General features: G+C 67.9%; 18 protein-coding genes and 4 pseudogenes. 12 read left to right on the top strand and 10 right to left on the bottom strand.

What is annotated here, in order from left to right; translation table 11 throughout:
• Positions 1 to 48: 48 nt before the first annotated feature.
• Complete coding sequence (locus tag GFK26_RS00195; protein ID WP_153280327.1) at positions 49 to 471, top strand: response regulator; 423 nt, start codon at positions 49 to 51, stop codon at positions 469 to 471.
• Here the strand turns inward: GFK26_RS00195 and GFK26_RS00190 are convergent.
• On the bottom strand, positions 431 to 1357 hold the full coding sequence (locus tag GFK26_RS00190; RefSeq protein ID WP_153280326.1) for a LysR family transcriptional regulator: 927 nt from the start codon (positions 1355 to 1357) through the stop codon (positions 431 to 433). The genes GFK26_RS00195 and GFK26_RS00190 overlap by 41 nt on opposite strands.
• Before the next feature lie 70 nt (positions 1358 to 1427).
• Here GFK26_RS00190 and GFK26_RS00185 point away from each other — a divergent pair, with 70 nt between their 5' ends.
• Positions 1428 to 2435 (top strand): bile acid:sodium symporter family protein, encoded by a 1008-nt coding sequence (locus tag GFK26_RS00185; protein ID WP_153280325.1) that lies wholly within the window; start codon positions 1428 to 1430, stop codon positions 2433 to 2435.
• An 11-nt stretch (positions 2436 to 2446) separates the two neighbouring features.
• On the opposite strand, the gene GFK26_RS00180 is transcribed toward GFK26_RS00185, so the two are convergent.
• Positions 2447 to 3412 (bottom strand): LysR family transcriptional regulator, encoded by a 966-nt coding sequence (locus GFK26_RS00180; RefSeq protein WP_153280323.1) that lies wholly within the window; start codon positions 3410 to 3412, stop codon positions 2447 to 2449.
• A gap of 151 nt (positions 3413 to 3563) precedes the next feature.
• Here GFK26_RS00180 and GFK26_RS00175 point away from each other — a divergent pair.
• A pseudogene (locus GFK26_RS00175) lies at positions 3564 to 4440 on the top strand (pirin family protein).
• A 37-nt stretch (positions 4441 to 4477) separates the two neighbouring features.
• Here GFK26_RS00175 and ureG read toward each other — a convergent pair.
• The 3 genes from ureG to ureE all read right to left on the bottom strand — a co-directional run bounded on the left by ureG (position 4478) and on the right by ureE (position 6572).
• Complete coding sequence (gene ureG / locus GFK26_RS00170) at positions 4478 to 5128, bottom strand: urease accessory protein UreG (protein ID WP_153280322.1); 651 nt, start codon at positions 5126 to 5128, stop codon at positions 4478 to 4480.
• Between the two features lie 21 nt (positions 5129 to 5149).
• Positions 5150 to 5821 (bottom strand): urease accessory protein UreF, encoded by a 672-nt coding sequence (locus GFK26_RS00165; RefSeq protein ID WP_153280321.1) that lies wholly within the window; start codon positions 5819 to 5821, stop codon positions 5150 to 5152.
• A gap of 148 nt (positions 5822 to 5969) precedes the next feature.
• On the bottom strand, positions 5970 to 6572 hold the full coding sequence (ureE, locus tag GFK26_RS00160; protein ID WP_153280320.1) for an urease accessory protein UreE: 603 nt from the start codon (positions 6570 to 6572) through the stop codon (positions 5970 to 5972).
• Positions 6573 to 6644: 72 nt separating this feature from the next.
• Between ureE and GFK26_RS00155 the strand changes: the two genes are divergently transcribed.
• A complete protein-coding gene (locus tag GFK26_RS00155; RefSeq protein WP_153280319.1) occupies positions 6645 to 6872 on the top strand; it encodes an AbrB/MazE/SpoVT family DNA-binding domain-containing protein in 228 nt (75 codons plus the stop codon).
• The gene (locus GFK26_RS00150; protein WP_153280318.1) at positions 6869 to 7273 is read left to right on the top strand and encodes a type II toxin-antitoxin system death-on-curing family toxin; all 405 of its coding nucleotides are present in this window, start codon (positions 6869 to 6871) and stop codon (positions 7271 to 7273) included. The genes GFK26_RS00155 and GFK26_RS00150 overlap by 4 nt, the downstream gene beginning before the upstream one ends.
• A 3-nt stretch (positions 7274 to 7276) precedes the next feature.
• On the opposite strand, the gene ureC is transcribed toward GFK26_RS00150, so the two are convergent.
• The 4 genes from ureC to GFK26_RS00130 are packed head-to-tail and all read right to left on the bottom strand — an operon-like array spanning position 7277 to position 10243.
• Complete coding sequence (ureC, locus tag GFK26_RS00145) at positions 7277 to 8995, bottom strand: urease subunit alpha (protein ID WP_153280317.1); 1719 nt, start codon at positions 8993 to 8995, stop codon at positions 7277 to 7279.
• Positions 8996 to 8998: 3 nt separating this feature from the next.
• On the bottom strand, positions 8999 to 9304 hold the full coding sequence (locus GFK26_RS00140) for an urease subunit beta (protein WP_101488958.1): 306 nt from the start codon (positions 9302 to 9304) through the stop codon (positions 8999 to 9001).
• Positions 9305 to 9311: 7 nt separating this feature from the next.
• Positions 9312 to 9908: a HupE/UreJ family protein gene (locus GFK26_RS00135; RefSeq protein ID WP_153280316.1), complete on the bottom strand. Its 597-nt coding sequence runs from the start codon at positions 9906 to 9908 to the stop codon at positions 9312 to 9314.
• Positions 9909 to 9940: 32 nt separating this feature from the next.
• On the bottom strand, positions 9941 to 10243 hold the full coding sequence (locus GFK26_RS00130) for an urease subunit gamma (RefSeq protein ID WP_101488960.1): 303 nt from the start codon (positions 10241 to 10243) through the stop codon (positions 9941 to 9943).
• Between the two features lie 926 nt (positions 10244 to 11169).
• Between GFK26_RS00130 and GFK26_RS00125 the strand changes: the two genes are divergently transcribed.
• The 4 genes and pseudogenes from GFK26_RS00125 (at position 11170) to GFK26_RS00110 (ending at position 17105) form a co-directional block, all read left to right on the top strand.
• On the top strand, positions 11170 to 13971 hold the full coding sequence (locus tag GFK26_RS00125) for an ATP-binding protein (RefSeq protein ID WP_416222533.1): 2802 nt from the start codon (positions 11170 to 11172) through the stop codon (positions 13969 to 13971).
• A gap of 20 nt (positions 13972 to 13991) precedes the next feature.
• Positions 13992 to 14996 (top strand): annotated as a pseudogene (locus GFK26_RS00120) (response regulator transcription factor).
• 80 nt (positions 14997 to 15076) lie between these two features.
• Positions 15077 to 15769, top strand: coding sequence for a hypothetical protein (locus GFK26_RS00115; protein WP_228121856.1), 693 nt, complete (start codon positions 15077 to 15079; stop codon positions 15767 to 15769).
• Between the two features lie 421 nt (positions 15770 to 16190).
• Entirely contained in the window at positions 16191 to 17105 is a 915-nt protein-coding gene (locus tag GFK26_RS00110) for a pyridoxal-phosphate dependent enzyme (protein ID WP_265590119.1), read from the top strand.
• Between the two features lie 19 nt (positions 17106 to 17124).
• Here the strand turns inward: GFK26_RS00110 and GFK26_RS00105 are convergent, their stop codons facing one another.
• On the bottom strand, positions 17125 to 17433 hold the full coding sequence (locus GFK26_RS00105) for a DciA family protein (protein ID WP_056578205.1): 309 nt from the start codon (positions 17431 to 17433) through the stop codon (positions 17125 to 17127).
• 202 nt (positions 17434 to 17635) lie between these two features.
• Here GFK26_RS00105 and secA point away from each other — a divergent pair.
• The 3 genes and pseudogenes from secA (at position 17636) to GFK26_RS00090 (ending at position 22546) form a co-directional block, all read left to right on the top strand.
• Positions 17636 to 20421, top strand: a pseudogene (secA, locus tag GFK26_RS34535) (preprotein translocase subunit SecA).
• A gap of 28 nt (positions 20422 to 20449) precedes the next feature.
• A complete protein-coding gene (argJ, locus tag GFK26_RS00095) occupies positions 20450 to 21679 on the top strand; it encodes a bifunctional glutamate N-acetyltransferase/amino-acid acetyltransferase ArgJ (RefSeq protein ID WP_153280315.1) in 1230 nt (409 codons plus the stop codon).
• Positions 21676 to 22546 (top strand): annotated as a pseudogene (locus GFK26_RS00090) (ATP-binding protein). Before argJ ends, GFK26_RS00090 begins: the two are co-directional and overlap by 4 nt.
• The last annotated feature ends 3 nt before the right edge of the window (positions 22547 to 22549 follow it).

Here is a 22549-nt window from a genome sequence, read left to right as displayed (position 1 = left end):
TGGCGGGCGCAATTTGTAGCCTGCACTTGTCCCTTCGCACCTCCCGCCATGACCACCGTCCGCGCCTTCATCGTCGAAGACAACCCCGCGCTCCGTGCGAGCCTGGCGGGCACGCTGCGCGAGATGGCGCGCATCGATCCGGTCGGCCAGGCCGAGTCGGAGGCCGAGGGCACGCGCTGGCTCACGCACAACCCGGCGCTGTGGGACCTGGCCATCGTCGACCTGTTCCTGGGCGACGGCACCGGCTACAGCGTGCTCGAGGCCTGCCGCAACCGCGACCCGAAGCAGAAGATCGTGGTGCTGAGCAACCACGCCACGCCCGAGACGCGCCGCAAGTGCGCGCAGCTCGGCGCCGACGCGGTGTTCGACAAGGCCACCGAGGTCGAGGACCTGATCGACTACTGCGTGCGCCAGCGGCAGGAGCGTTTTTTCAGCGCGCCTTCGTCGCCGGCGCGGCCGATGCCTCACTGAGCGCGGCCGTCTCGCGCACCATGCGCCAGACCCGCTGCGCGAGCGGCGACAGCTCGCGGTTGCGGCGCCGTATGAGCATGATCGCGCGCTGCACATTCGGCACCAGCGGGCGCACCACCAGACTCGCCAGCCCCTCGGGCGGCAGCGACAGCCCCGGCATCACGCTGATGCCGATGCCGGCCTCGACCATGCGGAACACGGTGGTCGCATGGCCCAGCTGCTGCTTCACGTCGCAGCGCGCGCCGTGCCGCTCCAGCGCCAGGTCGATGAGGCGCCGGCTGCCCGAGGCGTGATCGAGCAGCACCAGCGGCTGGCCGTCGAGTGCCGACCAGTTCACCGAAGCCTTTTTTTCCGTCAGCCGATGGCCGGGCAACGTGACCACCATGAAGGGGTCGGCGAGGATCGATTCGCAGTGCAGGTCGTCGGCTTCGGAGGGCTCGATCACCACGCCGAAATCGACCTCGCCGCTGCGCACGCTGTCCAGCACGTCCTGCTGGATGCGGTCGAGCAGCAGAAACTGGATGCCCGGCGCCTGCACCGCGCAGGCCGCGATGCAGTCGGGCATGAGGTTGGCCGACAGCGTGGGGCTGCTCGCCACGCGCACCTTGCCGCCGCGCGCGCTGGCCAGGCCGGCCACGTCCTGCAGGGTCTGGTCGAGTTCGTCGAGCACGCGGTCGAGCCGGGCCGCGAACGAGTGGCCGGCTTCGGTCAGCACCACCTCGCGCGTGGTGCGGTCGAGCAGCTTCAGGCCCAGCTGGGCCTCGAGTTCCGAGATCGACCGGCTCACGGCAGGCTGGCTCAGGCCCACCTGGTCGCCTGCGCGGCTGAAGTTGCGGCCCTCGGCCACCGAGCGGAAGACACGGAGTTGACGCAGCGTGACGTTCATGCGCTCAAATCATATATCCATCCGATAAATCCATTTCTCTTTTGAATGGGCGAGCGGTCCAATGCAGGCCATGGCACGTTCACGCTTTCTTCCTGACAACTTCACGCTCACGCTCGTCGCGGTCGTCACCCTGGCCAGCCTGTTGCCCGCCAGCGGCCGCGTGGCGCATTTCTTCGAAGGCCTGACCACGGTCGCGATCGGGTTGCTGTTCTTTTTGCACGGCGCCAAGCTGTCGCGCGAGGCGATCCTTGCGGGCATCACGCATTGGCGGCTGCACCTGCTGGTGTTCGCCTGCACGTTCATCCTGTTCCCGCTGCTGGGGCTCGCGCTGCGGCCCGTGCTGGGGCCGCTGGTGACGCCGCAGCTGTACACGGGCGTGCTGTTCCTGTGCGTGCTGCCTGCGACGGTGCAGTCGGCGATTGCGTTCACGGCCATGGCGCGCGGCAACATGCCGGCCGCGATCTGCAGTGCGTCGGCGTCGACGTTGCTGGGCGTGTTCATCACGCCGGTGCTGGTGAGCCTGGTGGTCTTGCCGGAAGGTGGCGCGGTGGCGTCGTCTTCTTCGCTCGATGCGATCGGACGCATCCTGCTGCAGCTGCTGGTGCCGTTCGTCATCGGGCACCTGTCGCGTCCGTTGATCGGCAAGTGGATCCAGAAGCGCGCCGCGGTGCTGAAGTTCGTGGACCAGGGCTCGATCCTGCTGGTGGTCTACACGGCGTTCAGCGCGGCGGTGATCGAAGGGCTCTGGAAGCAGATTCCCGTGAGCGCGCTGCTCGGCCTGCTGCTGGTGTGCGGTGTGCTGCTGGCACTCGCGCTGGGCCTCACGACCTTCATGGCGCGGCGCTTCGGCTTCAACATCGAGGACGAGATCACCATCGTCTTCTGCGGCTCGAAGAAGAGCCTGGCGAGCGGGATTCCGATGGCGAAGGTGCTGTTTGCCTCGCACGCCGTCGGTGCGATCGTGCTGCCGCTGATGCTGTTTCATCAGATGCAGCTCATGGTCTGCGCGGTGCTGGCGCAGCGCTATGCGCGGCGCACTGCCGCAGCCACGGCACCCGCGCTGCGGACGGCCGAGTAGTTTTTCCGGGGTCAGTCGACCGAGGTCCGCGTCGGCCCCGACGCGGTCGGCGACGCCGACACACCGGCAAGTTCGAGGGCTTCGAGCGCCTCGTATTCCACCGCCAGGAAGTCCACCAGCTTGCGCACCGACGGCAGCAGGCCGCGGCGCGACGGGAACACCGCGTGCACGATGCCGCTGCGCGGCGCCCATTGCGGCAGCGCATCGACGAGGCGGCCGGCCTGCAGGTCCTCGCGCACCATCATCGTCGGCATCTTGGCCACGCCCACACCTTGCAGGGCGGCATGCCGCAGCGCGGCCATGTCGTCGGTCACCAGGCGGGGCTGGTGGCGCACCTCGGCGCTTGCGCCGTCGGGGCCTTCGAGCGACCAGGTGTGGTGCGGCTGGGCCGGGCCGAGGTCGAGGCTGGGCAGCAGGCCGATGTCGGCGGGGCTGGCCGGCGCCGTCAGGCCTTCGAGCAGGCGCGGGTGGGCCACCAGCCGCTGCGTGCTGTGGCCCAGCACCTTCATCACGAGGTCGGTGTCTTCGAGCGGCGGAAAGCGCACGCGCAGTGCGAGGTCGAAGCCCTCGCGGATCACGTCGACGCGGCGGTTGGTGCTTTCGAGCTGCACCGTCACCCGCGGGCATTCGGTCATGAAGCGGGCGAGCATTTCGGCCACCTGGTAGTACACCAGCGCCGACGGGCAGGACAGCCGCACCAGCCCCTGCGGGTCGGACTGCAGGCGGTCGATGGCCTCCTGCGCGGCGTCGGCCTCGACCAGCATGGCGACGCAGTGCTCGTAGTACTGGCGGCCGATGTCGGTGACGCTGAAACGGCGCGTGGAACGCTGGATGAGGCGCACGCCCAGCCGCTCTTCGAGCAGCGCGATGCGCCGGCTCAGGCTCGACTTGGGCACGCTCAGCGCGCGGCCGGCCGGGGCAAAACCGCCGTGGTCGACCACCTGGGCGTAGTAGTAAAGGTCGTTCAGGTCGCGCATGGCTTTTGGGGGCCCTCCGTGCCGTTGATCGTTCGTCAGATGGAACGATGAGGGCGAATTCTGGCATCTACTCAAAGCATCGTTGCGGCCCCATCCTTGATGCATGGCTTTCCCACACCGGGCGAGCCGCCAGATGGAAAGGAAAGACCCCATGAAGAAGATCCTCGGCACCTACAGCGCCCCGCGCCCGCACTGGGTCGGCGACGGCTTTCCTGTGCGCTCGCTGTTCAGCTACGACACGCTGGGCCGCCACGCCAGCCCCTTTGCTGCTGGACTACGCCGGTCCCGCCCAGTTCACGCCGACCGCGCAGCCGCGCGGCGTGGGCCAGCACCCGCACCGCGGCTTCGAGACCGTGACGATCGTCTATAAGGGCGAGGTGTCGCACCGCGACTCGACCGGGCAGGGCGGCACCATCGGCCCCGGCGACGTGCAATGGATGACCGCGGGTGCGGGCATCCTGCATGAGTTCCATTCCGAAGCGTTCACGCGCGACGGCGGCGAGCTCGAGATGGTGCAGCTGTGGGTCAACCTGCCCGCCAAGGACAAGATGGCCACGCCCGGCTACCAGGCCATCGTCGATGCGCAGATTCCGTCGGTGCCGCTGCCTGAAGGCGCGGGCAGCGTGCGCGTGATTGCAGGCGACTACCTCGGCAACAAGGGGCCGGCGCACACCTTCACACCCATCGACGTGTGGGACCTGCGCCTGAACCAGGGGGCGCAGGTGACGCTGCCGGTGCCCGAAGGCCATGCGGCCGCGATCGTGGTGCTGCGCGGCACGGTGCAGGTGAACGGCGAGACGGTGGTGCGTGACGCGCAGATGGTGCTGCTCGACCGCGCGGGCGATGCGCTCACGATCGACGCCAACAACAACGACGCGGTGGTGCTGCTGCTGAGCGGAGAGCCGATCGACGAACCCATCGTCGGCCACGGCCCGTTCGTGATGAACACGCGCGACGAGATCGTGCAGGCGATGAAGGATTTCGGCAGCGGGAAGTTCGGGCAGATGCCGGAGGCGGTCGCGCACTGAGCGCGACGCCAGGTTCGCCGCCGCCTTGATTGAAAGATCAGGCGGCGGTGAGCATGCCCCGGGCCTCGATGAAGGCCACCACCTCGGCGACGCCCGTGTGCGTCTTGAGGTTGGTCATCACGTAGGGGCGCTGGCGGCGCATGCGTTGGGTGTCCTGTTCCATCACATCGAGGTTCGCGCCGACGTAGGGCGCGAGGTCGGTCTTGTTGATGACGAACAGGTCGCTCTTGGTGATGCCGGGACCGCCCTTGCGCGGGATTTTTTCGCCGGCCGCCACGTCGATCACGTAGATCGTGAGGTCCGACAGCTCGGGGCTGAAGGTGGCCGCGAGGTTGTCGCCGCCCGATTCGACGAACACGATGTCGGCGTCGGGAAAGTCTTCGAGCATGCGGTCGATGGCCTCGAGGTTGATCGACGCGTCTTCGCGGATCGCGGTGTGCGGGCAGCCGCCGGTTTCCACGCCCATGATGCGCTCGGCCGGCAGCGCGCCGGCCACGGTGAGCAGGCGCTGGTCTTCCTTGGTGTAGATGTCGTTGGTGATGGCGACGAGGTCGTACTTGTCGCGCATCGCCTTGCAGAGCATTTCGAGCAAGGTGGTCTTGCCCGAGCCGACGGGGCCGCCGATGCCCACGCGCAGCGGCGGGAGCTTCTTGGTGCGGTTCGGGATGTGGTGCAGGGCGGAGGTCATGGGCGGAAAGGTCCGGTTCGGTCAGCTTCGGAAGAGGCGGGAATATTGTGTTTCATGGCGGGCCGACAACACGGCCAGCAGGGGCGCGAAGGCCTGGCGCTCGTCGTCGCTCAGCGTCATCGCGCGGTCGACGGCCGCGGGGATTTCGTTCGCGAGCCGCGCGAGGATGCGCTGGCCCGCGCTCTGGCCCAGCGGCACGGCCTTGACGGCGGCGGCGACCATGTTCTCGGCCCAGCCGAAGGCGAAGGCGAGGCAGCCGTCTTGCACGGTCGCTTCGGTGCGGCTGGCCGCGAACGCGAAGGCCACGGGGTAGGTCGCAGGCAGGCCGGCAAAGACCTCGGCCGTGTCGGCATGGTGCAGCTTCAGCCACTCGACGAAGGAGCGGCCCATCTGCTCGGTCTGCAGGAAGAACTCGGCGGATTCGCGGGTGTGGAGCACCCAGTCGTTGAGGGTGCGGAGGCGTTGTGCGTCGTTCGCGCGCCAGGCGGTGATGGCCTGGGCCATCAGTGCAAGGTCGCCGCGCGCGAAGCTCAGGTGCAACTGGTCGGAGAGCCACTCGGTGGCACTGGCTTCTGATTGGATGCCGGCCCATTCGACGGCGGCCTCGATGCCTTCGGAGTACGAGAAGCCGCCGACCGGCAGGGCGGGGGAGGCCAGCCAGATGAGCTGTAGGAGGCTGTGCGGGGTGGGCATTTGTTTTTAACGTGCGCCGCTGTTCAGGGCGCGTGCGCAGGCCACCGGGTACTTCCCTCCGCGAATGTCCCCCGGGCTTCGCCCTCCTCCTTGATTTCGCTGCGGGAAGCACCCAGTGTCCTGCGCACGGGAAGGGCGGTGGGGCATTTCAATGCGAGTGGCCGTGAGAGTGGTCGTGCGAGTGGTCGTGGCCGTGATCGTCGTCGAGCAGTTCGGGGGCGAGCACGAGTGGCTTCGGACCGCTCTTGCCGTGGTCATGGCCATGGTCGTGACTGTGGCCGCCGTGCGAGTGTCCTTGCGATCCGTACGCGCCGCCTTCGGGCTCGAAGGCTTCTTCGACGGCGACGACGATCAGGTGCATCGAACGCAGCATGTCGGCCAGTACGTGGTCGGGTTCGATCTTCAGGTGATCGGGCTTGAGCTCGATCGGAACATGCCGGTTGCCCAGGTGGTAGGCCGCGCGCGTCAGGTCGAAGGGCGTGCCGTGGGCCGTGCAGTGCGTGATGCGCAGCACCGGCTGCGGCGCCGCGATCACGCGCACCAGCGAACCGTCTTCCGCGACCAGCACGTCGCCGCCGCGCACCGCGGTGCCGCGCGGCAGGAAGATGCCGATCTGCCGGCCCTGCGAGTCGGTGGCGTCGAAACGGCTTTTCTGGCGCACGTCCCAATCGAGTTCGATGGTGGCGGCACGCTTGAGCAGCACGGGCGCGAGACCGCGGCCCTGGGGCATGAGTTTGTTGGCGGTGAGCATGGCGGGTTGCGACTCCAAGTTTGACCGGCTAATATAACGTTTGTTATAACTTTTGTTCTTCGGAGCGAAACCATGTCCGCTATCAAAGTCACTCAGATCGGCAATTCGGTTGGCGTCATCCTGCCCAAGGAATTGCTGTCGAGCATGAATGTGGGCAAGGGCGACACGCTTTACGTCACGAAGGCCTCGAACGGCGGCTTCAACATCACGCCGTACGACGAAGCATTCGAGCAGCAAATGGAAGCGGCGCGACGCGTCATGAAGAAGCGCCGCAACGTCCTGCGCGAGCTCGCTAAATGACGGCCGCCAACCAGCCTTGGATGTGGCTCAGCGCCAAACTCATGGCGTTGGTGCACGAGGAACAGCTCGCCGAACACGGCGGGCCCGCGGGAATTCGCGACGAAGGCATGCTCGCTTCCGCGATGGGCCGTCCTCAGCATCGGGCGCTGTACGAATCCCCCGATGCCGCGGCGCTGGCCGCCTGCTACGCGTTTGGCATCGCGCGCAACCATCCCTTCGTGGATGGCAACAAGCGGACGGCATTCGTGGCGATGGAGGTGTTTCTCGATCTCAACGGATTCGAGTTCACTGCCTCGGACGAGGAGTGCGTGCTCCAGGTGCTCGCCCTCGCTGCGGGCGAGGTCGAGGAGGAAACTTTCGCCCAATGGATTCGCGATCGCGTGGTGTCGCAACACGCCTGACATTCAGAACAGAAAGTACCGCTGCGCCATCGGCAGCACCTTCGCCGGCTCGCAGGTCAGCAGGTGCCCGTCGGCGCGCACCGCGTAGGTCTGCGCGTCGATCTCCATCTTCGGCGTGTAGCCGTTGTGGATCAGGTCCTGCTTGCGCACGTTGCGGATGTTCTTCACCGCGCTGAGGTGCTTGCTCAGGCCGTAGCGCTCCTTGATGCCCGCGGCCAGTCCGGCCTGCGAGACGAAGGTCAGCGAGCTTTTGGCGAGCGAGCCGCCGTAGGCGCCGAACATCGGGCGGAAGTGCACCGGCTGCGGCGTGGGGATCGACGCGCTGGGGTCACCCATCGCGGCCATGGCGATGGTACCGCCCTTGATGATGGTGAAGGGCTTCACGCCGAAGAAGGCCGGCTTCCAGACCACGAGGTCGGCCCACTTGCCGACTTCGATCGAACCGACTTCGTGCGCGATGCCGTGCGCGAGGGCGGGGTTGATCGTGTACTTGGCCACGTAGCGCCGCGCACGGAAGTTGTCGTTGCGTTCGCTGTCTTCGGGCAGCGCGCCGCGCTGCTGCTTCATCTTGTGCGCGGTCTGCCAGGTGCGGATGACCACCTCGCCGACACGGCCCATGGCCTGGCTGTCGGAGCTGAACATGCTGATCGCGCCCAGGTCGTGCAGCACGTCTTCGGCGGCGATGGTTTCCTTGCGGATGCGCGACTCGGCAAAGGCCAGGTCTTCGGCGATGCCGGCATCGAGGTGGTGGCACACCATGAGCATGTCGACGTGCTCGTCGAGCGTGTTCACCGTGTAGGGCATCGTCGGGTTGGTCGACGAGGGCAGAAAGTTCGCCTCGCCCACCACGCGCAGGATGTCGGGCGCATGGCCGCCGCCCGCGCCCTCGGTGTGGAAGGCGCAGATGGCGCGTCCGCCCACGGCGGCAATGGTGTTCTCGACAAAGCCCGATTCGTTCAGCGTGTCGCTGTGGATCGCCACCTGCGTGTCGGTGGCGTCGGCCACATCGAGGCAGTTGCTGATGGCCGCGGGCGTGGTGCCCCAGTCTTCATGCAGCTTCAAGCCGATGACGCCGGCTTCGATCTGCTCGTGCAGCGCATCGGGCAGGCTCGCGTTGCCCTTGCCGAGAAAGCCGAGGTTCATCGGGAAGGCATCGGCCGCCTGCAGCATGCGCTCGATGTGCCACGGGCCCGGCGTCGCGGTGGTCGCGAAGGTGCCGGTGGCCGGGCCGGTGCCGCCGCCGAGCATGGTCGTCACGCCCGAGGCCAGCGCCTCCTCGATCTGCTGCGGGCAGATGAAGTGGATGTGGCTGTCGATGCCGCCCGCGGTGACGATGGTGCCTTCGCAGCTGATGATCTCGGTGCCCGGGCCGATGACGATATCCACGCCCGGTTGCACGTCGGGATTGCCGGCCTTGCCGATGGCGGCGATGCGGCCGTCCTTCAGGCCGATGTCGGCTTTCACGATGCCCCAGTGATCGAGGATGAGGGCGTTGGTCATCACCGTGTCGACGGCGCCTTGGGCGCGCGTGCGCTGCGACTGCGCCATGCCGTCGCGGATCGTCTTGCCGCCGCCGAACTTCACCTCTTCGCCGTAGCCGCCGGCGCGCAGCGTGTAGTCGGCTTCCACTTCGATCAGCAGGTCGGTGTCCGCGAGACGAACCCGGTCGCCCACGGTGGGGCCGAAGATTTCTGCATAGGCGCGTCGCCCGATGGTGGCCATGTTTCAGAGCTTCCCTTGAACGAGGCCGCGAAAGCCGTAGACGATGCGATCGCCGGAAAAATCGACCAGCTCGACCGTGCGCTGCTGGCCCGGCTCGAAGCGCACCGCGGCGCCCGAGGCGATGTTCAGCCGCATGCCGCGTGCGGCGGCGCGGTCGAAGTCGAGGGCGCCGTTGGTTTCGGCGAAGTGATAGTGCGATCCGACCTGGATCGGCCGGTCGGCCGTGTTGCGCACCACCAGCGTGAGCGCGCGGCGGCCGGGGTTGAGCGTGTGCTCGCCGTCGTCGATGAGGAGTTCGCCGGGCGTCATGGCCGCCTCAGATCGCCTGGGCCAGCAGCGTGGCGCCGAGGGCGACGACGGCAGCGCCGGCCACGCGTGGCAGCCACGCGTTGGCATGGCGCAGCGCCCAGCCCAGCGCGATGCCGGCGGTGTGCAGCAGCAGCGTGGCGCTGACCATGCCAGCCAGCGTGAGGGCGGCGCCGTGTTCGCCCGCCAGCTCGTGGCCGTGTGCCACGCCATGGAAAACGGCGAACAGGCCCACGACGGCCATGGCAACGCCGGCCGGCAGGTGCACGCGCGTGGCGACCAGCAGGCCCAGCACCAGCAGCGAGGCGGCGATCATCGGCTCGACGGCCGGCAGCTGCACGCCGGCCAGCCCGGCCAGCGCTCCCGCGAGCAGCATGGCTGCGAAGGCCAGCGGCGCCCACAGCAGGTCGGGCCAGGCCCGGCGCGCGACCAGCGCGCTCCACAGGCCGACCGCGACCATCGCCGCGAGGTGATCGGCGCCGGTCAGCGGGTGCATGAAGCCGGTGACAAAGCCGTGGTGCACGCCGCCGTCCACGCCGGTGTGGGCGCTGGCGGCCAGCGGCAGCAGGAGGGTGACGAGCAGGGCGGAAGTCTTTGCGAAGCGCATGGCGGGATCTTTCTTCTTGTGGCGGAGGTTCTTCAGACGATCGGCTGGTGGACGGTCACGAGCTTGGTGCCGTCGGGAAAGCTGGCTTCGACCTGGATGTCGGGAATCATGTCGGCGATGCCGTCCATCACGTCGGCGCGGGTGAGCACGCTGCGGCCCTCGCTCATCAGCTCGGCGACGCTCTTGCCGTCGCGGGCGCCTTCCATCACGGCGGCGGTGATCAGCGCGATGGCTTCGGGGTAGTTGAGCTTGAGCCCGCGTGCCTTGCGGCGTTCGGCCAGCAGGGCGGCCGTGAAGATCAGCAGCTTGTCTTTTTCGCGCGGGGTCAGTTCCATGGCGGCGGCTTCGTCGGGTGGCGGTCGGTGATTATGGGCAAGGCAATCTCTTTGCAACAGTCGTGCCCTGTTCGCCAAATGACGTACCCGGTGGCACGGAAGCTGCACCGAAACGGTGTGAACCCTGCCGACGCACCCCTCCTTCCCGACGACGCGCCCCAGCGCATCGTGAAGGTGCGGCGCGACTACAACAGCTGGGTCGCGAGCGAAACGCTCGAGGACTACGCGCTGCGCTACACGCCGCAGCGCTTTCGCAAATGGTCCGAATGGCGGGTGGCCAACACGGCCTTCGGGGCGGCGTCGTTCCTGGTGCTGGAGGCGGTCGGCGCCACGCTGCTGGTGCAGTACGGCTTCGCCAATGCCTTCTGGGCGATCCTCGTGACGGGGCTCATCATCTTCCTGGCAGGGCTGCCGATCAGCGTGTACGCGGCGCGCTACGGGCTGGACATGGATTTGCTCACGCGCGGCGCGGGCTTCGGCTACATCGGCTCCACGCTCACCTCGCTGATCTACGCGAGCTTCACCTTCATCTTCTTTGCGCTCGAGGCGGCCGTGATGGCCTATGCGCTCGAGCTGGCGCTGGGCATTCCGCCGGTGTGGGGCTACCTGGTGTGCGCGCTGGTGGTGATTCCGCTGGTCACGCACGGGGTGTCGGTGATCAGCCGGCTGCAGCTGTGGACACAGCCGCTGTGGCTGCTGATGCTGGTGGTGCCCTTTGTGTTCGTGCTTGTGCGCGATCCTGGTGCGTTCGCGGGTATCACGCACTACAGCGGGGCGAAGCCGGGCGCGCAGGGATTCAATTTGCACCTGTTCGGTGCTGCGTTGACGGTCGGCATCGCGCTCATCACGCAGATGGGCGAGCAGGCCGACTATCTGCGCTTCATGCCGGCGCGCACCGCGGGCACGCGCGCCGCTGGTGGGCCGGCGTGCTGGCGGGCGGGCCGGGCTGGGTGGTGCTGGGGGTGGTCAAGATGCTGGGCGGGGCTGCGCTGGCCTACCTGGCGATCACGCACATGGTGCCGGTCGAGCGCGCGGTCGATCCGAACCAGATGTACCTGGCGGCCTACGAGTACGTGTTTCCGAACTACGGCTGGGCGGTGGCAGCGACGGCGCTGTTCGTGGTGATCTCGCAGCTGAAGATCAACGTGACGAACGCCTACGCGGGCTCGCTGGCCTGGAGCAATTTCTTCTCGCGCGTGGCGCACAGCCACCCGGGGCGCGTGGTGTGGGTGGTGTTCAACGCGCTCATCGCCTTCATGCTGATGGAGATGAACGTGTTCGAGGCGCTGGGCGACGTGCTCGGGCTGTTCGCCAACATCGCCATCGCCTGGATGATGGCCGTGGTGGCCGACCTGGTCATCAACAAGCCGCTGGGGCTGTCGCCGCCGGGCATCGAGTTCAAGCGCGCGCACCTGTGGGACATCAACCCGGTGGGTGTGGGTGCGATGGCGCTGGCGTCGGTGCTGTCGATCACGGCGCACCTCGGTGTGTTCGGGCCGCTGGCGCAGGCGTTCTCGGCGCTGATCGCGCTCGGCACGGCGCTGGTCGCGTCACCGCTGCTGGCGTGGGCCACGGGCGGCAAGTACTACCTCGCGCGCACGTCCGACGCCGGCGGCTCGGTGCTGTTCGCGCCGGCCGCGGGCGGGCGCAAGGTGCGCTGGACGCGGGTCGAATCGTCGTCGGACGACGGCGGCAGCTACCAGCGATTGAAGGTGCAGCACTGCGTGATCTGCGATCGCGAGTACGAAGGGCCCGACATGGCGCACTGCCCGGCCTACCAGGGCGCGATCTGCTCGCTGTGCTGCACGCTCGATGCGCGCTGCGGCGATCTGTGCAAACCGCACGCGAGCCTGTCGGCGCAGTGGTCTGGCGTGCTGCGCTGGCTGCTGCCGCGCCGCAGCTGGCGCTACCTTGACACCGGGCTCGGGCACTTCCTGCTGCTGATGCTGGTCATCGTGCCGCTGCTGGCCGTGGTGTTCGGCGTGCTCTACCAGCAGGAGCTGCGGGCCCTGAGCGAGGGCGCGCTCGCGCTGGCGGCACAGGCCGACGTGGCCGGGGCGCTGGCCGCCGTGCAGCAGGCCTCATTGCGTTCGGGGTTTCTCAAGGCCTACATGGCGCTGCTGGTCATCGCGGGCATCGTCGCGTGGTGGCTGGTGCTGGCGCACCAGAGCCGCAAGGTGGCGCAAGAGGAATCGAACCGGCAGACCCACCTGCTGGTGCGAGAGATTGCGCTGCACCGCGAGACCGACCGCGCGCTGCAGGATGCCAAGCAAAGCGCCGAAGAAGCCCGTGAGATCGCCGAGCACGCCAAGCTCGCGGCCGACCAGGCGCGGCGCGCGGCAGACCTCGCGAACCAGGCTAAGAGCCGCTACATCAGCGCCATCAGCCACGAGCTGCGCACGCCGCTCAACAGCATCCTGGGCTACGCGCAGCTCATGGGCGAAGACCACTCGGTGCCGCCGCACCGCCAGCAGGCGGTGGCCGTCATCAAGCGCGGCGGCGAGCACCTGCTGTCGCTCATCGAGGGCACGCTGGCCATCGCCCACATCGAGGCCGGCAAGCTCACGCTGGACGCGCGGCCGATGCGCTTTGCCGATGCCATGCGCGAGCTGGCCGACATGTTCGAACTGCAGGCGGCCGAGAAGGGCCTGCGCTTTCGCTTCGAGGCGGCCGGCGCATTGCCCGACGTGGTTCGCGCCGACGAGAAGCGCGTGAGCCAGATCCTCATCAACCTGCTGGGCAACGCGATCAAGTTCACAGCAGCGGGGCAGGTGACCTTGCGCCTTTCCTACGCACGCGAGTTCGCCGCCATCGAGATCGAGGACACCGGGCCGGGCATGACGGACGCCGACATCGAGCGCATCTTCGAGCCCTTTGCGCGCGGCCACGCGGCGGTGTCGTCGGCGCCGGGCGCGGGCCTGGGCCTGACCATCGCGAAGATGCTGACCGACCTGATGGGCGGCGAGATGAAGGTGCGCAGCACGCCGGGCGAAGGCTCGCTGTTCTGCGTGCGGCTGTTCCTGCCGCGGGTGCATGAGGCGGTAGCCGGCACCGCGCGCGTCGCACCGGCACCGCGTGCACGGCGAGGCTACGAGGGCGTGCGCCGGCGCCTGCTGGTGGTCGACAACGAGGAGGCCGACCGCGAGCTGCTGGGCCATGTGCTCGCGCCGCTGGGCTTCGAGCTGCGCAGCGCGGCCAGCGGGCACGACGCGCTGGACCTCATCGCCGCGGGTTACCGGCCCGACGCCATGTTCGTCGACCTCGCGATGCCCGGCATCGACGGCTGGGAAACCATCCGACGCGCGCGCAAGCTGGGGCTGGCCGAAGCGTCGGTGGCCATCGTCTCGGCCAATGCTTTCGACAAGGGGCTCGACAACGACGTGGGCATTGCGCCCGAAGACTTCTTCGTCAAGCCCGTGCGCCACAGCGAACTGCTCGACTGGCTGGAGCGCCGGCTCGCCTTGACATGGACCGACACCGCCGCGCGGCCTGCGCCCGCCGTGGCCGCGCCGCGCGCGATGCAGCCGCCGTCGCTGGCGCGTCTGCGTGCACTCGACGAAGCGGTGAGCCTGGGCTACTTTCGCGGCATCATGAACCAGCTCGACGACATCGACGCCGCGCAGCCCGAGTGCGCTGCATGGACCGAGGCCCAGCGCGCGCTGGCCCGCCAGTTCCAGTTCGAAGCCATGGGCCGCGCGCTGGCCGAAGCCGCCGAGGGCGCCGCATGACTCTCTTGTCTCCACCGACCATGCTGACTTCACCGCTCGCCCGCACGCTGCGTGAGCAGCAGGGCGCCCACGGCGACCTGGTGCTGATCGTCGACGACGTGCCCGACAACCTCGCCGTGCTGCACGACGCGCTCGACGAATCGGGCTACACCGTGCTCATCGCCACCAACGGCGAGCAGGCGCTGCAGCGCGCCGCGCAGGCGCGCCCCGACATCGTGCTGCTCGACGCCATGATGCCGGGCATCGACGGCTTCGAGGTGGCGCGCCGGCTCAAGGCCGATGCGGCCACCGCGCACATCCCCATCGTGTTCATGACGGGCCTCACCGAGACTGAACACCTCGTGGCCGCGCTCGAGGCGGGCGGGGTCGACTACGTCACCAAGCCGATCAAGCCGAAGGAGGTGCTGGCGCGCATGAACGTGCATCTGCAGGGCGCCCGCCGCGCGCGACAGGAGGCGCACCAGGCCGGGCAGGCACGCAATGCGCTCGACGCCTTCGGCTACGCGAGCATCACGGTGCGGCTGCCCGAGGGCGGCTGATCTGGCAGACGGCGCTGGCGCGCGACCTGCTGTCGCGCTACTGCGAAACGCAGGCGCCCGAGACGCCGCCGGCCGTGCTCGACTGGCTGCGCCAGCACGCGCCGGAGCCCGCGCGCGCGCATCGAGCCGCCCGCGCTGACCATCGCGCAGGGCGCGCGCAGCCTGAGCCTGCGGCTGCATCGCCAGACCGGCGAAGACGATGCCGGCGACGAATGGATGATCGTCATGCGCGAGGTGTCCGACACCGCCGTGATCGAGGCCATGAGCCTGAGCCTGAAGCTCACGGCGCGCGAGGCCGAGGTGCTGTACTGGGTGGTCAAGGGCAAGACCAACAAGGACATCGGCGAGATCCTCGGCAGCAGCCCGGCCACGGCCAAGAAACACCTGGAGCGCGTGTACGTGAAGCTGGGCGTCGAGACGCGCACGGCGGCGGCCGGCGTGGCGATCAAGCGCCTCCGCGAGCTGCAGCCGCAGTTCGAGTTCTGAGTGATCTGCAGGCGGCGCCGCGTCATGGCGCGGACTTTCCGGCTTCCTAGAATGAGGCAGGGCTCTCTGGGAAGCACGAGATGAAGAACAACAACAAGCGCACCGCACGCCTGCTGCTCGCTGCATGCGCGGCGCTGCCGGGCCTCGGCGCACAGGCCGCCGGCCACTTCGATGTCGACGATGCCGGCACGCTCGATCCGGGTCAGTGCCAGTACGAAACCTGGTGGGGCCGCAGCGGCGCCGAGCCGGTCACGACGGGCTTTCATGTCGGGCCAGCCTGCCGGGTCGGGCCAGTCGAGCTGGGACTGAACGTCGACCGGCTCTCGGCGCAGGGTGTGCACTCGGTCACGGGCGGCCCGCAACTCAAATGGACCTTTGCCGGCACGGCCGCCGATGCGCCTTTCAGCGCCGCCGTGTCGATGGGTGCAGTGGCCGATCTGCGGCGCGGCGGTCGCATGGGTGGACAGCTGGTCGTGCCGCTCACCTGGCGGCCCACCGAGAGTCTGCAATTTCACGCCAACCTCGGTGCCGACTGGGCGCTGGGCACCGGCGCGCGCGCGCCGCGCGGCGGCCTGGCGGTGGAGTGGGCGCTGAACGATGCCGTGTCGCTGATCGCCGAGCGCCTCCGGGCCGGGGACGTGTGGACCTCGCGCGTGGGCGGCCGCGTCAGCCTGACACCGCTGATCAGCCTCGACATCAGCACGTCGCGCACCGGGCCGCAGGGCACGCGCGGCGTGGTGATCGGGCTGAACCACGAGTTCACGTGGAAATAAGTGAAGAGAAACTGAAAGCCACTGCAATGGGATGAATTCCCGTATCGGGAAATTGGTTGATTTTGAATAAGATTCCGTCACATTTATTAACGAGTCAACGATCCGTGACCCCATCGCCCGTTCTGGACTTCAAGTTCACCGCACCGCCGGAGAGCCCGCGCAGACCTTCCTGCCGGGCCGGCCGGCCGGGTGCTCGGCCGCTCGTTCACGCCCGAGCGCAATCCGCGCCTGCAGGGTTTGCAGTGCCTGCGCTGCGACACGCTGTACCCGGTTTCGCTGGCCAACGACGGCTGCCCGGCCTGCCGGCAGGCCGGCTTTCACGTCGGCCTGCGCGCGAGCTACCGGCCCGGCGGGCCGGACGTGGTGCCGATGCCGTACCTGCAGGGCTTTTCGCTCGGCGGGAAACACGCCACAGCACGACATGCCCGACCTGGCGCAGCAGTTCGGCGTGGCACGCCTGAGCATCAAGGACGAATCGCGCAACCCGACCGGCTCGCCCAAAGACCGGCTGACCGCGATGGGCGTGGCGCAGGCGCTGGACGCCGGCGCCCACACGCTGGTGCTCGCGTCGTCGGGCAACACGGCGGTGTCGGCGGCGCACTACGCGTGGGCGGCGGGGCTCGGCTGCGAAGTGGCCACGTACGAGGCGATGCCCGCGACCTACGCGCGCCAACTCGACGCGCTGGGCGCACGGCGTTATGTGTTTGCCGACAACACCGGCCGCTGGGGTTTCGTGCGCGAGCGCTCCCAGTACCCGGGCTATTTCGCGCTGACCAACTACCGCCTGCCGGCGCTCGGCAACGCGCCGCTGGGCGTGGAGGGCTACAAGGCCATTGCCGAAGAGTGCCTGCAGGACGGCGGCCTGCCCGACCACGTCGTGGTGCCGACCGGGCGCGGCGACATGGCCTGGGGCATCTACGCCGGCTTTCGCGAGCTGCTGGCGGCGGGGCGCATCGCGCGCCTGCCGCGGATGTGGCTGGTCGAGCCGTTCCCGCGGCTGTCGCGCGTGCTCGGGGGCGGGGCGCTCAATGGCAACTATCCCGGTCGCACGGCGCAGTTGTCGAGCGCGGGCGCGACGGTCACATATCTGCAGTGGCAGGCCGCCACGGCCAGCGGCGGCGGTGCCGTGGTGGTGGGCGACGACGAAGCCCGCGCGGCGCGGCGGCTGCTCACGGCGGCCGGCGTGAGCGCCGAATTGGCGGCGGCGGCGGGCCTGGGCGCGGTGCGGCAACTGCGCGAGGCCGAGACCATCGCGGCCGATGCGCACGTCGTGCTGGTGCTGACCTCCGACGCATCGAGCGATCCGAGCTGGCCCGATCGCGCCGTCGTTGCTTGAAGCGGTGTGCGGTCGGGGCTCAGCGCCCGGTGTACACCTTGATGCGGATCGTCGCGACGTCCCAGCCCCGGTTCTTCAGGCGCGTGACCAGCATCGGCGACAGCTGGCGCAGCTTGGCCGCCGCGGCACTGCCCTTGACCAGCAGGCACCAGACATCGCCCTCGGCCGGCCCCGGCTGGATGGCCGCGCGCATGGCCGGCGGAATCAACCCTTCGATGGCCTTCAGCCGCTCGGCCGTGTCCCGCGCGCGCGCCATCAGGCTCCCCAGGGTGGGGGCGCCTGCCGCAGCTTCGTGCAGTGAAATGGCGGGGGGAAGTCGGCGATACATGGGTAATCCAGGGTTAGAAACAAGACAGCTAAAATGCCCGGTTTGCCGACGCTTGCGTCGGCGTTTGTTCGGAACGGGGCCATCCGACTTCGAGACTTGCCAAGCTTGCATTCGAAGAAGGTGCGCCCAACTGCTTTCACCATATCTTAGGGAATCCGGTCGCAGTGCCTGTCGTGTCAGGTGCCCGCCCCTCTCCACGCCCATGGCAACCAACTTCCTGACCCAGATCTTCGGCAGTCGCAACGACCGGCTCCTCAAGCAGTATCGCAAGACGGTGACGCGCATCAATGCGCTCGAACCCGAGTTCGAAAAGCTCAGCGACGATGCGCTGCGCGCCAAGACGCAGGAATTCAAGGACCGCGTCGCCAAGGGCGAAAGCCTCGACGACCTGCTGCCCGAAGCCTTCGCCACCGTGCGCGAAGGCTCCAAGCGCGTCATGAAGATGCGCCACTTCGACGTCCAGCTGCTCGGCGGCATGGCGCTGCACAACGGCAAGATCTCCGAAATGCGCACCGGCGAAGGCAAGACGCTGACCGCCACGCTGCCCGTGTACCTGAACGCGCTGTCCGGCAAGGGCGTGCACGTGGTCACGGTGAACGACTACCTGGCCAACCGCGACGCGACCTGGATGGGCCGCCTGTACAACTTCCTGGGCCTGTCGGTCGGCATCAACCTGCCGCAGATGCCGCGTGAGGAAAAGCAGGCCGCCTACGGCAGCGACATCACGTACGGCACCAACAACGAGTACGGCTTCGACTACCTGCGCGACAACATGGTCTACGAGCCCGGCGACCGGGTGCAGCGTGGCCTGAACTTCGCGATCGTCGACGAGGTCGACTCCATCCTGATCGACGAGGCCCGCACGCCGCTGATCATCAGCGGCCAGGCCGAAGACCACACCGACCTGTACCTGGCGATCAACAAGGTGGTGCCGCTGCTCAAGAAGCAGGAAGGCGAAGCCGATCCGCGCACGGGCGAGGGCGTCACGGTGCCCGGCGACTTCACGGTCGACGAAAAAACCCATCAGGTGTTCCTGACCGAAGACGGCCATGAGAACGCCGAGCGCATCCTGGGCGAACTGAAGCTGATTCCCGAGGGCGCGTCGCTGTACGACCCGGCCAACATCACGCTGATGCATCACCTGAATGCCGCGCTGCGTGCCCGCCACCTGTACCACCGCGACCAGCACTACGTGGTGCAGCAGGGCGAAGTGGTCATCGTCGACGAATTCACCGGCCGCCTCATGAGCGGTCGCCGCTGGAGCGATGGCCTGCACCAGGCCGTGGAAGCCAAGGAAGGGGTCGAGATCCAGGCCGAGAACCAGACGCTCGCTTCGATCACCTTCCAGAACTACTTCCGCCTGTACGGCAAGCTGGCCGGCATGACCGGCACGGCCGACACCGAGGCCTACGAGTTCCAGGAAATCTACGGTCTCGAGACCACGATCATTCCGCCGAACCGCATCAGCAAGCGCGACGACCAGCTCGACCGCGTCTACAAGACGACGCGCGAGAAGTACGAAGCGGCCATCCAGGACATCCGCGAGTGCTACGAGCGCGGCCAGCCCGTGCTGGTGGGCACCTCGTCGATCGAGAACTCGGAAATCATCGACGCCCTGCTCGAGAAGGCGGGCCTGCCGCACCAGGTGCTGAACGCCAAGCAGCACGCCCGCGAAGCCGACATCGTGGCGCAGGCCGGTCGCACGAAGATGATCACCATCGCGACCAACATGGCCGGCCGCGGCACCGACATCGTGCTGGGCGGCAACATCGAGAAGATGATCGAGGCGATCGAGGCCGACGAAGGCCGCGACGAAGCCACCAAGCAGGCCGACATCGCGCACGTGCGCGCCGAATGGACCAAGGACCACGAGTTCGTGAAGTCGCTGGGCGGCCTGCGCATCATTGCGACCGAACGCCACGAGTCGCGCCGCATCGACAACCAGCTGCGCGGCCGTTCGGGCCGCCAGGGCGATCCGGTTCCTCGCGCTTCTACCTGAGCCTGGACGATCCGCTGATGCGCATCTTCGCGGGCGACCGCGTGAAGGCGATCATGGACCGCCTGAAGATGCCCGACGGCGAAGCCATCGAGGCCGGCATCGTCACGCGCAGCATCGAGAGCGCGCAGCGCAAGGTCGAGGCGCGCAACTTCGACATCCGCAAGCAGCTGCTCGAGTACGACGACGTGTCGAACGACCAGCGCAAGGTGATCTACCAGCAGCGCAACGACATCCTCGACGCGACCGACCTCACGGCGCAGATCGCCGCGCTGCGCGAAGGCTGCTTCACCGACCTCGCGCGCCAGTACGTGCCGCGCGAATCGGTCGAAGAGCAGTGGGACCTCGACGGCCTCGAGAAGAGCCTGTTCAGCGAGTGGGGCATCGACATGCCGCTCAAGCAGCTGGTCGAGTCGTCGGAAGCCATCTCCGACGAGGAAGTGGTCGAGAAGATCGTGGCCTACGCCAACGAGAGCTTCGACGCCAAGGTCACGCTGATCGGCCAGGAGAACTTCACCCAGTTCGAACGCATGGTGCTGCTGCAGAGCATCGACACCCACTGGCGCGAACACCTGGCTTCGCTCGACTACCTGCGCCAGGGCATCCACCTGCGCGGCTATGCGCAGAAGCAGCCCAAGCAGGAATACAAGCGCGAGGCCTTCGAGCTCTTCGGCCAGCTGCTCGACTCGGTGAAGAACGAAGTCACCCGCCAGCTCATGACGGTGCGCGTGCAGTCGGGCGAACAGCTCGAGCAGGCGGCCGAAGAAATGGAAAGCCGCGGCGAGAACGTCTCGAACATCACCTACACCGCGCCCACCGAGACGGGCGAGGTCGAGGTGCGCGTCGACGAAGAGAACCAGCGTCGCCTCGCGGCCGTCGGCACCGGCGCCCTGAGCGCCGAAGCCGCTGCCTTTGCTCGCGTCGGCCGCAACGACCCGTGCCCCTGCGGCAGCGGCAAGAAATACAAGCAGTGCCACGGCAAGCTGAACTGAAGCCTCACTTTTTATTGAGAGAAATCCCATGCCCGTGAACCTGTCCGCCCCTGATCCTGCCGCCTTGTTCGCGGTGCCCGGCGTCCGCATCGGCGTGGCCGAAGCCGGCGTGCGCAAGGCCAACCGCAAGGACCTGACCGTCGTGCTGATCGACGAAGGCTCGGCGGTCGGCGGCGTGTTCACGCAGAACCGTTTCTGCGCGGCACCCGTGCAGGTCTGCCGCGACCATCTGGCGGCCAACTACGGCATCCGCGCGATGGTGATCAACACCGGCAATGCCAACGCCGGCACCGGCGAAGACGGCCTGATGCGCACGCGCTCGACCTGCATCGCGCTGGCCCGCCACCTGGAGCTGGCACCCGAGCAGATCCTGCCGTTCTCGACCGGCGTGATCATGGAGCCGCTGCCCGTGGACCGCATCGAAGCCGGCCTGCCGGCCGCGCTGGCCGACGCCTCGGAAAGCAACTGGGGCCGTGCCGCCGAAGGCATCATGACCACCGACACGATCCCGAAGGCGTTCAGCCGCCGGGTGCAGATCGGCGGCGCCACGGTCACCATCACCGGCATCAGCAAGGGCGCCGGCATGATCCGCCCGAACATGGCGACCATGCTCGGCTTCATGGCAACCGACGCGAAGATCGACCCGTCGCTGATCCAGCCGCTGGCCAAGCAGCTGGCCGATGCCTCGTTCAACCGCGTGACCATCGACGGCGACACCTCGACCAATGACTCGTTCGTGGTCATCGCCACGCAGAAGGCCGCGCACGCGACCATCACCTCGCTCGACTCGGCCGACGGCCAGGCGCTCGTGGCCGCGATGCGCGACGTGGCCCGCCTGCTGGCGCAAGCCATCGTGCGCGACGGCGAAGGCGCGACCAAGTTCATCACCATCCAGGTCGACGGCGGCAAGGACACGGCCGAGTGCCGCCAGGTGGCGTATGCCGTGGCGCATTCGCCGCTGGTCAAGACCGCCTTCTTCGCCAGCGACCCGAACCTGGGCCGCATTCTGGCGGCCGTCGGCTATGCCGGCATTGCCGACCTTGACCAGACCGGCATCGACCTGTTCCTGGATGACGTGCACGTGGCCGTGAAGGGCGGGCGCAACCCGTCGTACCGCGAGGAAGACGGCCAGCGCGTGATGAAGCAGAGCGAAATCACCGTGCGCATCGGCCTGGGCCGCGGCACCGCCACCGAAACCGTGTGGACCTGCGACTTCAGCCACGAATACGTCACGATCAACGCCGACTACCGGTCATGAACGAGCAGTTCCAGAAGCTGATCGAGCGCGCCGAGCAGCTCATCGGCCGCATCGAATCGATCCTGCCGCAACCGCTGGCTGCGCCGACCGACTGGAGCGCTTCCATCGCGTGGCGCTACCGTCGCCGCAGCTCCGGCCATGGCGTGCTGGAGCCCGTGAAGCACGTGGCCACGATGGCGCTCGATTCGCTGAAGGAAATCGACGTCCAGAAGGAAAAGATCGAGCGCAACACGCGCCAGTTCGTCGAAGGCAAGCCGGCCAACAACGTGCTGCTGACCGGCGCACGCGGCACGGGCAAGTCGTCGCTGATCCGCGCCTGCCTGCAGGCCTATGCGCCGCAGGGCCTGCGCCTGATCGAAGTCGACAAGGCCGAGCTGGTCGACCTGCCTGACATCGTCGAGGTGGTCTCGCAGCGTCCCGAGAGTTCATCGTCTTCAGCGACGACCTGAGCTTCGACGAAGGTGAGCCGGGCTACAAGGCGCTCAAGTCGATCCTCGACGGATCGATTGCCGCCTCGACGCCCAACGTGCTGATCTACGCGACCAGCAACCGGCGCCACCTGCTGCCCGAGTACATGAAGGACAACCTCTCGTACACCCACACCGAAGATGGCGAAGTCCATCCGGGTGAGGTGATCGAAGAAAAGATTTCGCTGTCGGAGCGCTTCGGCCTCTGGGTGAGCTACCCCTTCAGCCAGAACGAATACCTGACGATCGTGGGCCAGTGGCTCTCGTCGTTCGGCGTCGACGAAGCGGCCATCGCCGCAGCGCGGCCTGAGGCGCTCGTGTGGGCGCTGGAGCGCGGCTCGCGCAGCGCCGCGTGGCCTACCAGTTCGCGCGCGACTACGCAGGGCGGGCTGGCGCGTGAGCG

Origin of the sequence: Variovorax paradoxus, from assembly GCF_009498455.1 — a bacterium.
Lineage (GTDB): Bacteria > Pseudomonadota > Gammaproteobacteria > Burkholderiales > Burkholderiaceae_C > Variovorax > Variovorax paradoxus_H.
This window is presented reverse-complemented; position numbering and strand designations above follow the sequence as displayed.